This is a genomic window from Kineococcus vitellinus, from assembly GCF_009906315.1.
GTDB lineage: Bacteria > Actinomycetota > Actinomycetes > Actinomycetales > Kineococcaceae > Kineococcus > Kineococcus vitellinus.
In genome coordinates this window covers 1-13302 of sequence record NZ_JAAALL010000108.1, presented here as the reverse complement: position 1 = coordinate 13302, position 13302 = coordinate 1, and the positions used below count along the sequence as shown (strand labels likewise).

General features: G+C 74.1%; 13 protein-coding genes and 1 pseudogene. 3 read left to right on the top strand and 11 right to left on the bottom strand.

Annotated elements, in window-relative coordinates; translation table 11 throughout:
* Positions 1-96: 96 nt before the first annotated feature.
* The 7 genes from nrdF to GTQ99_RS11295 form a co-directional block, all read right to left on the bottom strand.
* Positions 97-1068 (bottom strand): class 1b ribonucleoside-diphosphate reductase subunit beta, encoded by a 972-nt coding sequence (gene nrdF / locus GTQ99_RS11325; protein ID WP_166615835.1) that lies wholly within the window; start codon positions 1066-1068, stop codon positions 97-99.
* A 28-nt stretch (positions 1069-1096) separates the two neighbouring features.
* Positions 1097-3178 (bottom strand): class 1b ribonucleoside-diphosphate reductase subunit alpha, encoded by a 2082-nt coding sequence (gene nrdE, locus GTQ99_RS11320; protein WP_205707260.1) that lies wholly within the window; start codon positions 3176-3178, stop codon positions 1097-1099.
* A gap of 80 nt (positions 3179-3258) precedes the next feature.
* Positions 3259-3657 carry a class Ib ribonucleoside-diphosphate reductase assembly flavoprotein NrdI gene (gene nrdI, locus GTQ99_RS11315; protein WP_166615833.1) on the bottom strand — a complete coding sequence of 133 codons (399 nt, stop codon included), beginning with the start codon at positions 3655-3657 and terminating at the stop codon, positions 3259-3261.
* Positions 3658-3678: 21 nt separating this feature from the next.
* Entirely contained in the window at positions 3679-3924 is a 246-nt protein-coding gene (nrdH, locus tag GTQ99_RS11310; protein WP_166615832.1) for a glutaredoxin-like protein NrdH, read from the bottom strand.
* A gap of 268 nt (positions 3925-4192) precedes the next feature.
* Positions 4193-5260 (bottom strand): LacI family DNA-binding transcriptional regulator, encoded by a 1068-nt coding sequence (locus GTQ99_RS11305; RefSeq protein ID WP_166615831.1) that lies wholly within the window; start codon positions 5258-5260, stop codon positions 4193-4195.
* Between the two features lie 28 nt (positions 5261-5288).
* A complete protein-coding gene (locus GTQ99_RS11300) occupies positions 5289-6620 on the bottom strand; it encodes an MFS transporter (protein ID WP_166615838.1) in 1332 nt (443 codons plus the stop codon).
* 59 nt (positions 6621-6679) lie between these two features.
* Complete coding sequence (locus GTQ99_RS11295; protein WP_166615830.1) at positions 6680-7003, bottom strand: L-rhamnose mutarotase; 324 nt, start codon at positions 7001-7003, stop codon at positions 6680-6682.
* Positions 7004-7214: 211 nt separating this feature from the next.
* Here GTQ99_RS11295 and GTQ99_RS11290 point away from each other — a divergent pair, with 211 nt between their 5' ends.
* Together GTQ99_RS11290 and GTQ99_RS11285 are read left to right on the top strand one after the other, a co-directional pair.
* Complete coding sequence (locus GTQ99_RS11290; protein WP_166615829.1) at positions 7215-8144, top strand: exopolyphosphatase; 930 nt, start codon at positions 7215-7217, stop codon at positions 8142-8144.
* Between the two features lie 119 nt (positions 8145-8263).
* Positions 8264-9823, top strand: a complete 1560-nt coding sequence (locus tag GTQ99_RS11285) for an aldehyde dehydrogenase (NADP(+)) (RefSeq protein ID WP_338074922.1) — start codon at positions 8264-8266, stop codon at positions 9821-9823.
* A gap of 88 nt (positions 9824-9911) precedes the next feature.
* On the opposite strand, the pseudogene GTQ99_RS26875 reads toward GTQ99_RS11285, so the two are convergent.
* From GTQ99_RS26875 to GTQ99_RS11270, 3 genes and pseudogenes are all read right to left on the bottom strand, one after another.
* A pseudogene (locus GTQ99_RS26875) lies at positions 9912-10760 on the bottom strand (MFS transporter); the annotation flags it as partial.
* Between the two features lie 102 nt (positions 10761-10862).
* Entirely contained in the window at positions 10863-11438 is a 576-nt protein-coding gene (locus GTQ99_RS11275) for a cysteine hydrolase family protein (protein ID WP_338074921.1), read from the bottom strand.
* A gap of 59 nt (positions 11439-11497) precedes the next feature.
* Positions 11498-11782 carry a hypothetical protein gene (locus GTQ99_RS11270; RefSeq protein ID WP_166615828.1) on the bottom strand — a complete coding sequence of 95 codons (285 nt, stop codon included), beginning with the start codon at positions 11780-11782 and terminating at the stop codon, positions 11498-11500.
* Between the two features lie 119 nt (positions 11783-11901).
* Here GTQ99_RS11270 and GTQ99_RS11265 point away from each other — a divergent pair, with 119 nt between their 5' ends.
* Positions 11902-12126 (top strand): hypothetical protein, encoded by a 225-nt coding sequence (locus GTQ99_RS11265; protein WP_166615827.1) that lies wholly within the window; start codon positions 11902-11904, stop codon positions 12124-12126.
* A gap of 62 nt (positions 12127-12188) precedes the next feature.
* Here GTQ99_RS11265 and GTQ99_RS11260 read toward each other — a convergent pair whose 3' ends face one another.
* Positions 12189-13088: a universal stress protein gene (locus GTQ99_RS11260; RefSeq protein ID WP_166615826.1), complete on the bottom strand. Its 900-nt coding sequence runs from the start codon at positions 13086-13088 to the stop codon at positions 12189-12191.
* Positions 13089-13302: the final 214 nt, after the last annotated feature.

Here is a 13302-nt window from a genome sequence, read left to right as displayed (position 1 = left end):
CCCCGGGAACGACGGAACCCCCGTGGCAGGGCGCGCAGCACCGGCCACGGGGGTCGTCCGTCGCGGCTCCCGGGGAGCCGCTGGTTCAGCGGGGGCTCAGAACTCCCAGTCCTCGTCCTCGGTGGCGACGGCCTTGCCGATGACGTAGCTGGAGCCGGAGCCGGAGAAGAAGTCGTGGTTCTCGTCCGCGTTCGGCGACAGGGCGGACAGGATCGAGGGGTCCACCCGGGTCATGTCCGAGGGGAACATGCCCTCGTAGCCGAGGTTCATGAGCGCCTTGTTGGCGTTGTAGTGCAGGAAGGTCTTGACGTCCTCGGTCAGGCCGACGCCGTCGTAGAGGTCCGAGGTGTACTTGCACTCGTTGTCGTACAGCTCGTACAGCAGGTCGAACGCGTAGTCCTTGATCTCGTCGCGCCTGGCCTGGTCGACGAGCTCGAGACCGCGCTGGAACTTGTAGCCGATGTAGTACCCGTGCACGGCCTCGTCGCGGATGATGAGCCGGATGAGGTCGGCGGTGTTCGTCAGCTGCGCGCGGCTGGAGAAGTGCATCGGCAGGAAGAACCCGGAGTAGAAGAGGAACGACTCCAGCAGCGTGGAGGCGACCTTCCGCTTCAGCGGGTCGTCACCGTGGTAGTACTCCAGGACGATGGATGCCTTGCGCTGCAGCGCCTCGTTCTCCTCCGACCAGTTGAACGCCTCGTCGATCTCGCGGGTCGAGGCGAGCGTGGAGAAGATCGAGGAGTAGCTGCGGGCGTGGACCGACTCCATGAACGCGATGTTCGTGTAGACGGCCTCCTCGTGCGGGGTGAGCGCGTCCGGGATGAGCGAGACCGCGCCGACCGTGCCCTGGATGGTGTCCAGCAGGGTCAGCCCCGTGAACACGCGCAGGGTGAGCGTGCGCTCGGCCGCGCCGAGGTTCTGCCACGACTGGACGTCGTTGGACAGCGGCACCTTCTCCGGCAACCAGAAGTTGCTCGTGAGCCGGTTCCAGATCTCCAGGTCCTTGTCGTCCTGGAGGCGGTTCCAGTTGATCGCGTTGACGCGGTCGATGAGCTTCAGCTTCTCCACGGTCTTCCCTCTTCTCGCAGGCCCCGGCTCAGAGCATGCAGCTGACGCAGCCCTCGACCTCGGTGCCCTCGAGCGCCATCTGCCGGATCCGGATGTAGTAGATCGTCTTGATCCCCTTGCGCCACGCGTAGATCTGCGCGCGGTTGATGTCGCGCGTGGTGGCGGTGTCCTTGAAGAACAGCGTCAGCGACAGGCCCTGGTCCACGTGCTGGGTGGCCGCGGCGTAGGTGTCGATGATCTTCTCGGGACCGATCTCGTAGGCGTCGGCGTAGTACTCCAGGTTGTCGTTCGTCATGAACGGCGCCGGGTAGTACACGCGGCCGAGCTTGCCCTCCTTGCGGATCTCGATCTTCGAGGCGATCGGGTGGATCGAGGAGGTCGAGTTGTTGATGTAGCTGATCGAGCCCGTCGGCGGCACGGCCTGCAGGTTCTGGTTGAAGATGCCGTGCTCGACGACGGAGGCCTTCAGAGCGGCCCAGTCGGCGCGCGTGGGCAGCGCGATGCCGGCGTCGGCGAACAGCCGCGCGACGCGGTCGGTGGCCGGCAGGAAGTCGTCCTCGACGTACTTGTCGAAGAAGGAGCCGTCGGCGTACGCGGAGCGCTCGAAGCCCTCGAACGTCTCACCGCGCTCGACGGCGATGCGGTTGCTGGCGCGCAGCGCGTGGAACAGCACGGCCGCGAAGTAGACGTTGGTGAAGTCGACGCCCTCCTCGCTGCCGTAGTGCACGTGCTCGCGGGCGAGGTAGCCGTGCAGGTTCATCTGGCCCAGGCCGATGGCGTGCGACCTGGAGTTGCCGTGGGCGACCGAGGGGACGGACTGGATGTCGCTGGCGACGCTCACCGCGGTCAGCGCGCGCACGGCCGTCTCGACGCTGCGCCCGAGGTCGCCGCCGTCCATCGTCAGCGCGATGTTGAGCGAGCCCAGGTTGCAGGAGATGTCCTTGCCGACCTCGGCGTAGGTGAGGTCCTCGGCCAGCCGGCTCGGCGTGTTGACCTGCAGGATCTCCGAGCACAGGTTCGACATGTTGATGCGGCCGGCGATCGGGTTGGCCCGGTTCACCGTGTCCTCGAACACGATGTAGGGGTAGCCGGACTCGAACTGCAGCTCGGCGAGGGTCTGGAAGAACTCGCGGGCGTCGATCTGCGTCTTGCGGATGCGGTCGTCGGCGACCATCTCGCGGTAGTGCTCGCTGATCGGCAGGTCGCCGAACGGCTTGCCGTACACCCGCTCCACGTCGTAGGGGGAGAACAGGTGCATCGGCTCGTTGTTCTTGGCGAGCTCGAAGGTGATGTCGGGGACGACCACGCCGAGGCTGAGGGTCTTGATGCGGATCTTCTCGTCGGCGTTCTCGCGCTTGGTGTCCAGGAAGCGCAGGATGTCGGGGTGGTGCGCCGACAGGTACACCGCGCCGGCGCCCTGGCGGGCCCCGAGCTGGTTGGCGTAGGAGAAGGAGTCCTCCAGCAGCTTCATCACGGGGATGACGCCGGAGGACTGGTTCTCGATCCGCTTGATCGGTGCGCCGTACTCGCGGATGTTGCTCAGCAGCAGCGCCACGCCGCCACCGCGCTTGGACAGCTGCAGGGCGGAGTTGATGCTGCGGCCGATGGACTCCATGTCGTCCTCGATGCGCAGCAGGAAGCAGGAGACCAGCTCGCCGCGCGAGGCCTTGCCGGCGTTGAGGAAGGTCGGCGTCGCCGGCTGGAAGCGGCCCGCGACGACCTCGTCGACGATCGCGGTGGCCAGCGCCTCGTCGCCGACGGCCAGCGTCAGCGCCGTCATGACGGCGCGGTCCTCGAAGTTCTCCAGGTACTGCTTGCCGTCGAAGCTCTTCAGCGCGTAGCTCGTGTAGAACTTGAACGCCCCGAGGAAGGTCGCGAAGCGGAACCCCGCCGCGTGCGCGCGGTCGGTGAGGGCGCGCACGAAGCCCGGGGAGTACTGGTCGAGGACGTGCTGCTCGTAGTAGCCCTCGGAGACCATGTGCTCGATGCGCGCCTCGAAGCTCGGGAAGCGCATGGTGCGGGGGTTGACGTGCTGCAGGAAGTACTGCCGCGCGGCCTCGACGTCGGCCTCGAACTGGATCTTCCCGTTCTCGTCCCACAGGTTCAGCATCGCGTTGAGCGTGTGGTAGCCCGGCGACGTCGGGGTGGCGATGACCTCGGGAGAGCTCGAGGGGGCGTCGGAGGTGAGGGTCACAGCGAGTCCAATCCGTCGCGCACGCGGCGCACGTCGTCGGGAGTCCCGAAGAGTTCGAAGCGGTAGAGGTGGGGCACGCGGCACTTGGCCGCGACCACGTCGCCGGCAGCGGCGTAGTGCTCCCCGAAGTTGGTGTTCCCGGCGCCGATGACCCCCCGCACCAGCGCCCGGTTGGCCGGGTCGTTGAGGAAGCGGATCACCTGCTTGGGGACGGCCCCCGCCCCGCCGCCCCCACCGTAGGTGGGGACGATGAGGACGTAGGGCTCCGTGACGTGCAGGGCCTCGTCACGCGCGTGCAGCGGGATCCGCAGCGCCGGGCGCTCCAGCTCGAGCTTGCCGACGAAGCGGTGCGTGTTGCCCGAGGTGCTGGAGAAGTAGACGACTCCGGGCCTCACGGGGCACCTCCGGGCGGTGCGTCAGACGGAGACGGCGGCCGCGCGGGCGGCCAGCGCGTCGATGCGGTCGGGGCGGAAGCCGGACCAGTGCTCCTCGCCGGCGATGACGACGGGGGCCTGGACGTACCCCAGCGAGCGGACCGTCTCCAGCGCCTGCGCGTCGGCCGTGACGTCCACGACCTCGTAGGCCAGGCCCTTGCGGTCCAGCGCGCGGTAGGTCGCCTTGCACTGCACGCACGAGGGCGTGCTGTAGACGGTGATGCTCATGGGGGTGGTCCCTCCCTCGGGTCCTGCAGCCGGTGTGGCGTCCCGTCCTGCTGGGATGTCCAAGACACTACCCCTGGGGGCCGACATCGCAAACCACCACTACATGGTGTGTGACACGGTTGTGATTTCCCCAGCCGCCGTCCCCATGTGGACAACCTCGTCCCCAGGCCCCTGACCTGCGGTTTCAGCCGTCTGGACCTGCCCTTGTGGACACTGGCTGTGCATGGCGCGAACGCTACGTGATCGGCGTGTCGCACCGCCCGGCGTGTCACGCCGTCTGCGGGGCCTCCTCCGGGGCCTCCTCGGGAGCTGCCCCGGGGGCTCCGCGCAGGGCCTGCCGGGCGCCGCGCCGGGCGGTGGAGCGGCGCACCACGAGCTCGGGCTCGAAGACGAGCTGCTGCGCCGGGCGGCCCTCCACCTGCGCCAGCAGCAGCTCCACGGCCGTGCGCCCGAGCAGCTCGCGCGGCTGGCGCACCGACGTCAGCGGCACGCTCGCCGTGGCCGCGAAGCCGATGTCGTCGTAGCCCACGATCGCCAGGTCCTGCGGGACGCGGACCCCGCGGCGCTGGCACTCGTTGAGCACCCCCAGCGCCAGCAGGTCGTTGGCGCAGAAGACCGCGCTGGGCCGCTCGGCGGCCGGGCCGGCCAGCAGCTGCGCGGCGACCTGGGAGCCGGCCCGCACGGACATGGCGCTGGCCTGCACCACCTGCACCCCGCCGGCCGCGCCGACGGCCTCGCGCAGGCCGCGCAGCCGCTCCTCCACCTGCCGCAGCGCCGTCGGCAGGCCGGTGTAGGCGATGCGGCGGTGGCCCGCGCCGACGAGGTGCTCGCCCACCAGCCGGCCGCCGAGGACGTCGTCGACGGCGACCGAGGAGTGCCCGCTGGAGCCGGAGCCGCGGTCCACGAGCACCACGGGGGTGCCGTGCTCGCGCACCTCGGTCAGGGCCGCGCTGGGGGCGTCGTGCACGGGCGTCAGCAGCACGCCCAGCACGCGCTGCTGGTCCAGGCGGCGCAGGTGCCGGGCCTCGCGCTCGGCGGAGTTGGCGCTGTTGCACATCACCACCAGGGCGTCGTGGCGCTCGGCGAGGTCCTCGGCGCCGGCGATGACGTCGGTGAAGAAGGGGTTGGCCACGTCGAGCACGACCACCGCGATCGTCCGGCTCACCCCGGCCCGCAGCTGGCGGGCCGACTCGTTGCGCACGAACCCCAGCTCGGCGATCGCCTGCTGCACGCGCGTGCGCAGCGCCTCGGAGACGACCTCCGGGCGGTTGAGGACGTTGCTCACGGTCCCCAGCGACACCCCTGCCCGCTGGGCGACCTCCTTGACCGTCGCCATGACGGCAGGATGGCAGGTGCGGGCGCCGTCAGCGCCGCGCCGGCGCCCGGCGCCCGCCGGCGCCCCCGGCGCCCCCCGGCTCGTCGAGGACCTCGCCGTAGCGCTCGGCCTCGATCTGCTGCAGCGTCTTGCCCCGGGTGTCCGGGGTGAAGACCGTCCCCACGACGAGCGCCACGACGAGCAGCGCGATCATGATGGTGCCGACGAAGGGGACGCCCCGCTCGCTGAGCAGCGTCGGGAACCAGTAGCTGAGCAGGCCGACCGCGCAGCGGGCCGCGAAGAAGAGGACGCCCTGGGCGCTGGCCCGGTACGGCGTGGCGAACAGCTCCGAGGTCCACACGCTGTAGAAGGCCTGCGCGCCGATCCCGGCGGCCAGCCCCCACACGACCGCGTAGCCCAGCAGCGTCGGCAGCGAGCCGTCGGCGAAGACGAGCAGCCCCCAGGCCACCACGCCCGCGACGGCACCTACCGCGTACAGCGCGCGGCGGCTGACGCGGTCGCCGTAGCGCATGAAGCCGAACCAGGTGCCCAGCACGGTGCAGCCCCAGACGAGGACCTGCAGCAGGTTCTGCTCGGTGCCGCTGGTGACCCCGGCCGCCTCGTAGACGCGGGGCATGAAGATGCCGGCCTGCCCGGCGACGGTGTTCCAGAACGCGTAGACGCCGAAGAGGAACAGCAGCGCGGTGACGTTGGCGCGCCGGGAGAACAGCCCCGCCAGGCCCCGGCCGGCGGCGGCCGCCGCGGTGCCCGGCCGGGCCCGCCGCTCGTCCTCCCAGATCGCCGACTCCGGCAGCCCCTGGCGCACCCACCAGGTGACCGCGGCCACGACGAACAGGTGCAGGAAGATGATCCGGTCGCCCGTCAGGCCCAGCCCGCCCAGGGCGACGGCGAGCGCGAAGCCGATGAGGGGCCCGAACGACCACGCCAGCTGCGCGGTGCCCACGTGGCGGGCGCGGGAGGCGGCCGGCGCCTCCTCGGCGATGTACGTCCACGAGGCGGGCACGCCCGCGCCGACGGCGATGCCGGTCAGGACGAAGGCGACGAGCAGCATCGGGTAGCTGACCGCGAACGCGGCCAGCAGGACGCCGACCATGTAGAGCACCAGGTCGTAGGTGTAGATGAACTTGCGGCCCAGGCGGTCGCACAGCGGCCCGCCGACCGCGGCGCCGACGGCCGCGCCGAAGGCGTTCGCGGACAGCGCCGCGAGCAGCCCGACGGCGGCGTCGTCGATGCCGAACCGCTCCTGCCAGGCGCTCAGGCTGACGGCGATCGCGATGATCGAGCCGGCCTCGATGTAGTTCGACATGGCGACCGCGATCGTCGCCTTCCACCCGGTGGTGGACCGTGCGCCGAGAGCCACGGGCACCCCTCTCCTCCTCGAGCACGGGCCTGCTGGGTCGGGCGGGTGCGTCGGGCGCCTCAGGCGAGGTGGAAGTACTCCACGAGGCGCTCGCGGGGCCGGTCGCCCGGGCCGGGCGCGGGCAGGAAGAAGCGCTGCACGCCCGCCTCCCAGCGCGCGGAGACCTCCTCGCGCTCCATCGCGGCGCTCGCGGCCTCGAAGTCGTCGGTCTCGCAGTAGCCGACGACCAGGCCGTCCTCGGCGCGCAGGAACAGCGAGTAGTTGCGCCAGCCGGAGCGGCTGAGCGCCTCCAGCACCTCCGGCCAGACGTGCTCGTGGGCCTGCAGGTACTCGTCCACGAGCTCCGGGCGCAGGTGCAGCAGGAAGCAGGCACGCTCGCTCACGCGGGGCTCCTCCGGTGCGGGCGGTCGGCACCGACCGCTGCGGGTGCGTGCCCGGCGGGCGGCCGCGACGTCGTCGACCGATCGCTGACACGATTCAAACGAACACCCCGAGTGTGTTGGCTCCGCTGCCCGGCGTCAAGGAGGCGGCGGGGCGGCGCGCCCGCTCCGCGACCGGCTCAAGCCGGCGCCCGCGGACGCCGATGCAGCGGGTGTGAGCGACACCTTCCGCCTCGTGACCCGCAGCGACTTCGACGGCCTCGTCTGCGCCGTGCTGCTGCGCCAGCTCGACCTCGTCGACGAGATCACCTTCGTGCACCCCAAGGACGTGCAGGACGGCGCCGTCGAGATCACGAGCCGGGACATCCTCACCAACCTGCCCTACGACCCGCGGGCGCACCTGGTCTTCGACCACCACCACTCCGAGACGCTGCGCAACGCCGGCGCCACCAACCACGTCATCGACCCCGAGGCGCCCTCGGCGGCCCGCGTCGTGTTCGACCACTACGGCGGCGCCGCGCGGTTCCCGAAGATCTCCGACGACCTCATGCGCGCGGTGGACCAGGCCGACTCCGCGGCCTACTCGATCCACGAGGTCCTGGAGCCGACCGGCTGGACGCTGCTGAACTTCCTCATGGACAGCCGCACCGGCCTGGGCCGCTTCCGCGACTTCCGCATCTCCAACTACCAGCTGATGATGCAGCTCATCGACATCTGCATCGACTACCAGGACGTCGAGGAGATCCTCGCGCTGCCCGACGTCGCCGAGCGCGTGGAGCTCTACCGCGCCCAGGCCGAGCTGTTCCACGCCCAGCTGGAGCGGGTCACGACCGTCCACGGCGACGTCGCCGTGCTCGACCTGCGCGAGGAGGAGGTCATCCACGCGGGCAACCGCTTCTACGTCTACGCGATGTTCCCCCAGGCCCGCGTGTCGATGCACGTGCTGTGGGGCAAGGCGAAGCAGAACACCGTCTTCGCCATCGGCAAGTCCATCGTCGACCGGACCTCCCCCGTCGACGTCGGCGCGGTCTGCCTGGAGCACGGCGGCGGCGGGCACGTCGCGGCCGGCACCTGCCAGGTCCCGCACGAGGACTCCGAGCGCGTCCTCGCCGAGCTCGTCGAGCGGTTGCGCGCCGAGCGCTGAGGCGCGGCGCGCGGCCACCTCCCGGGCCCCGGCGGCTCTGTTACGGTCGGCCGCGTCGTTGCGGTCGCCGCGTCCCCCCGGGCGCAGCGGCCCGCCGTCCGCGCAGGAGGAGACCGCCCGTGACCGGCACGTCCCAGCTCACCGGCGAGCTGTTCATCGGCGCCACCCGCGTCGCGGGCACGGCCGAGCCCGTGCGCGCGCGCGACCCGCGCACCGGCGACGTCCTCGAACCCGCCTTCGGCGGCGCCACTGCGGCCGACGTCGACCGCGCCGCCACCCTCGCGGCGCGGGCGTTCCGCCCCTACCGCACCCTGCCGGCGGCCCGGCGCGCGGCGTTCCTGGAGGGCGCCGCGCAGCGCGTCTCCGACGTCGCCGACGAGCTCGTCGCCCGGGTCGTCGCCGAGACGGGGATCCCGCAGGCCCGGGTGCGCGGGGAGCTGGCCCGCACCGTGAACCAGCTGCGGCTGTTCGCCGCCGTCGTGCGCGAGGGCTCGGCCGCCGGCGTGCGCATCGAGCACGCGCTGCCCGAGCGCGAACCGCTGCCCCGCCCCGACCTGCGCCAGCGGCGGGTGCCGGTGGGCCCGGTCGCGGTGTTCGGGGCGAGCAACTTCCCGCTGGCCTTCTCCGTGGCCGGCGGCGACACCGCCTCGGCGCTGGCCGCCGGCTGCCCCGTCGTCGTCAAGGCCCACCCCGGCCACCCGGGCACCTCCGAGCTCGTCGCCACCGCGATCGCCGCGGCGGCCGCCGAGCAGGACCTGCCCGACGGCGTCTTCTCCCTGCTGCACGACACCGGGCACGAGGTCGGCGCGGCGCTCGTGGCGCACCCGGCGATCGCCGCGGTCGGCTTCACCGGCTCGCGCGCCGGCGGGCTCGCGCTGGTGGACGTCGCCAACCGGCGCCCGGTGCCGATCCCCGTCCACGCGGAGATGTCCTCGGTCAACCCGGTCGTGCTGCTGCCGGGCGCGCTGGCCGCCCGGGGGGCGCAGCTGGGGTCGGCGTTCGTCGCCTCGATGACGGTCGGGCAGGGGCAGCTGTGCACCAACCCCGGTCTCGTCCTGGCCGTCGAGGGCCCCGGGCTGCAGGAGTTCCTCGACGCGGCCGCGGCCGCCGTCGGTGCCAGCGCCGCCGCCCCGATGCTCAGCACCGGCATCCACGACGCCTTCGAGCGGGGGGTGGCGGCGCTGCGCGAGCACCCGCACGTCGAGGAGGTCGCCACCGGCGCGGGCGACGAGCGGATCGCGGCGGCGGGCACGGTCCACCTGTTCACCACGACCGCGGACGCCTTCGAGGCCGACGAGGAGCTGTCCCGGGAGGTGTTCGGCGCCAGCTCCCTCGTCGTGCGGGTGCCCTCGACCGACCGGCTGGCGGGGCTGCTGGAACGCCTGGAGGGCCAGCTGACCGCCTCGGTGCACCTGGCCGACGGCGACCACGGGGTGGTGCGCGAACTGCTGCCCGTGCTGGAGGAGAAGGCCGGGCGCATCGTCGCCGACGGCTGGCCCACCGGCGTCGACGTCGGCCGGGCGGTCGTGCACGGCGGGCCGTTCCCGGCCACCTCCGACGGCCGCAGCACCTCGGTGGGCACGCTCGCGATCGAGCGCTGGCTGCGGCCGGTGGCCTACCAGGACCTGCCCGCCGCGCTGCGCCCGCCCGAGGTCGCCGACGGGCCGAGCGCCGGCTGACGGCCCGCGGCTGACGGCCCGCGGCTGACGCCCCGCCCCGGGCCGCGTCGGCGCCGAGCGTCATCACCAGACCGGCGCCCATCCCGTTGCCCAGGCCGAGGACGACGCCGGCGGCGGCGGCCGTCCACGCCGTGGAGGTCGTCGGCAGCAGGACGTGCCCCAGGGCCAGCACGAGCATCGACGGCACCCCGACCGCGGCGCGCCCGAAGCGGTCCATCACCGAGCCCGCCGGGTAGAACAGCAGCAGGTCCACGCCGCCGGAGACCCCGGCGACCAGGCCCGTCGTCGTCGCGTCCAGCCCCAGGTGGTCGCACCACAGCGGCAGCAGCGTCTGGCGCGACTGACGCACCGCCTGGACGGCCAGCGCCGCCACGCCGAGGGTGGCCAGCGTCCGCGCGCTGGCGCGCACGACCTCGCGCAGCCCGGGGGCCCGGCCCACCGGTGCGGGCTCGTCGACGACCGGGTCGGGCAGCACCAGCACGACGACGGCCGCCGCGACGGCGGCCAGCACGGCCACCGCGTAGGCGCCGCGCGCACCCAGGACCGCGCTGCCGGCGGCGCCGGCGAACGGCCCGGCGAAGGTGCCGATGCGCCCGACGCCGCCCAGGGTCGACAGGGCGCGGGCGCGCAGGTGCGGCGGGGCGGCGGCGGTGAGGAAGGACTGCCGGGCCAGGCTCCAGACCGCGGTGGCCAGGCCGAGCACGACGACGCAGGCGCCGAGCAGGACCTCGGTGGGCGCCAGCGCCGCACCGGCCAGCGCGAGCGCGGTGGCCGCGGCGGCCACGAGCACCGACGTCCGCTCCCCCACCCGCGCGACGAGCGCCCCGGCGGGCAGCGCCCCGGCGACCTGGCCGGCGCCGAGCAGCGCCACGACGAGCGCGGCGACGGGCACGGAGGCGCCGAGGTCGCGCGCGGTGAGCGGCAGGACGGGCAGCACCGCGCCCTGGCCGGTGCTGAAGAGCGCCGCCGGTGCGTAGACCGCGGTGAGCGTCCGCCACGGGACCGGGCTCGTGGCGGGCGTCGGCGGCACCGCCCCACCCTAGGCGCGGCGGGGTGCTCGGCCCGCGAGCAGGGCGGCGGAGGTCGTGACGTCCACGAGCGGCGCGTACAGGCGCATGGCGTCCAGCGCGCGCTCGTGGTCGGCGTCGCTCGCCCCCGCGCAGGCGTCCGCGACCACCGTGACGGCGGCGCCGTCGTCGGCGGCCGCGAGGACGGTCGAGAGCACGCAGCAGTCGGTGGACACCCCGCCCACCACGACGGGCGCGTCGCCGACGAGCTCCGCCAGCTGCGGTCCCCACTTGCCGAACGTGGGGCGGGTGAGCACGGGCAGCCCGCGCCCGGCGAAGCCGTCGACGAGCGCGTAGAGCGGGTCGTCGTCGCCGACGAGGGCGAAGGGGAACTGCTCGTAGTAGGGCACCCAGGCGCCGCGCGGCTGCTGCGGGGCGACGAAGCGGGTGAGGACGACCCGCGGCGCGAAGCGCTCCAGCAGCTGCGCGCACACGGCCGCGGCGGCCTCGAAGCGCGGCGCGGCCCACGGGCTGGCGGGGTCGCCGAAGACCCGCTGGAGGTCGACGAGGACCAGCCAGCCCTCGGGCGCGGGGTGCGGGGTGCTCACCCGCCGGACGCTACGGCACCTCGTGCAGCTCGCACCGCGGCACCGCGGCGGGTGCGGCGTCAGCGCAGCACGGGGGTGAGGTGGCGGGCGTCCACCCACGCCTCCACGACGACGGCGTCCTCGCCGGGTTCGGGGGGCACGACGTAGACGACGCGGCCGCGCCAGCCCTCGCGCCCGCGCGCCCACGCCACGACCACCCCCGGCCAGGGCCCCGGCTCCCCCTCCGGCGGGCGCACCCAGCAGTGCCGGCCGGCGGGGCGCTCGGCCACCTCGGCCGCCCGCTGGCGGCGGAGCACCTCGTGCAGCGGGCGCTGCCCGTCCCCGCGCAGCTGGCCGCCCGACATCCCCCGAGCATGGCACACGGTTCGAACGCTTGTACGACAACGGGTCCGCGAAGGGTCCTCCGGGAACCAACCGGGTGGAGGGCGTACCGGCAGGGCCCGACGTGGAGGACACTCGAGGCATGCCTCCTCGTGACAGCACGGCCCGGCGTCACCTCGCCACGAGCCCCTTCCAGCCGATCCCGCCGCAGCCGCCGGCGGAGGTCTTCACCGAGGACGACCGCGTCACCCACGACCGGCACGGCCTCGGCACCGTCGTCTCGACCGGTCCGGAGGAGTGGGTCACCGTCCGCTTCACCAACGGCGAGGTGCGCCGGGTGAACGGGCGCACGCTCGAGAAGCTCTGAGCGGCGCGGCACCCCGCCCGGCCGGCGACGCCCGCCCGGGGCGCCACCGGACCGGACCGCCCTCAGGCGCGCGCCAGACCCGCCGCGCGCCGCCGGCCGGTGCCGGCGGTGGCGCCGGTGCCGGCGGCCTCCGGCAGCACGATCGTGCGCGCCGACGGCGGCACGAGGACCAGCGGCACCCGCAGCAGGTGCACCGGCAGCGCGCGGACGGCGGTGGCCGCCACGACGGCGAGGTCGCCGACGACGGCCCGGCGCGCCAGGACGTCACCCGTGGCGCCCTCCGCGACCGCGGCCCGCACGGGGACCCCGCGCGCCGCGCCCAGCCGCGCCAGCACCGCGTGGTGGCGCTGGGCGGCGAGCAGGTGCGCGTGCCGCCGCTCGGCGCCCGCGGAGCCGGCCTGCCAGGTGGTGAGCAGCCCCAGCGGCAGCCGGCCGGCCCGCGCGGCCCAGGCCACCGGGGCCGGGTCGTCGGCTGAGCCGGGGGCGGAGACGACGAGCAGCCGCCGCGGTGGGCCCAGCACCGCCTGCGGCCCCACGAGCACGATGGGGACGGGGGTGTGCTGCAGGCACCCGGCCAGCACCCGCCCGCCGCCGGCACCGCCGCGACCGCGGCCCAGCACGAGCAGGGCCCCGTCCGCCGCCTCCACGAGCAGCGCCGGCACCGGCCCGCCGGTGGTGACGGTGACGTCGACAGCGGGCTCGCGGCCTGGCACCCGCTCCAGCTCCTGCGCCAGCGCCTGCTCCAGGTGGGCGGGGGCGGCGCTGGAGCCCTCGCGCACCAGCACCACCCGCAGGGGCCGGGCGGTGGCGGCGCACTCCAGCACCGCCCAGCGCAGCGCCCGGCGGGAGGCGCCGGAGCCGGAGAAGCCGACGACGACGCGGCGCGCGGAGCCCCCGGCCCCCGGGTCGGCGGACGGCTCGGGTGCGGGTCCCGGCAGGGGCTCCGGCAGGGTCTCGGGCACGGGACCGCCTCCTCGCGGAAGGGCGGTGACGGCCGTCGTCGCGCCCGGTCCCCCCGATGGTGCCCGCGACCGGGGCGTTCGACAACGCGGGAGGTGTCAGCCCCCCGCCGTCGTGCGGGCGATGCCGGAGGCGGAGTCGCCCGAGCGGCGCAGCACCAGCGCCACGACCCCCAGCGCCAGGAGGGGGATCACCACCTGGGGGGCGGGTCAGTGG

Excerpts from the sequence above, each read along its gene's own strand:
- nrdE (WP_205707260.1), bottom strand. The coding sequence starts at position 3,178 with ATGCTGAACCTGTGGGACGAGAACGGGAAGATCCAGTTCGAGGCCGAC.
- nrdH (WP_166615832.1), bottom strand. The coding sequence starts at position 3,924 with ATGAGCATCACCGTCTACAGCACGCCCTCGTGCGTGCAGTGCAAGGCG.
- GTQ99_RS11265 (WP_166615827.1), top strand. The coding sequence starts at position 11,902 with ATGCCTCCTCGTGACAGCACGGCCCGGCGTCACCTCGCCACGAGCCCC.
- GTQ99_RS11305 (WP_166615831.1), bottom strand. The coding sequence starts at position 5,260 with ATGGCGACGGTCAAGGAGGTCGCCCAGCGGGCAGGGGTGTCGCTGGGG.
- GTQ99_RS11270 (WP_166615828.1), bottom strand. The coding sequence starts at position 11,782 with ATGTCGGGCGGCCAGCTGCGCGGGGACGGGCAGCGCCCGCTGCACGAG.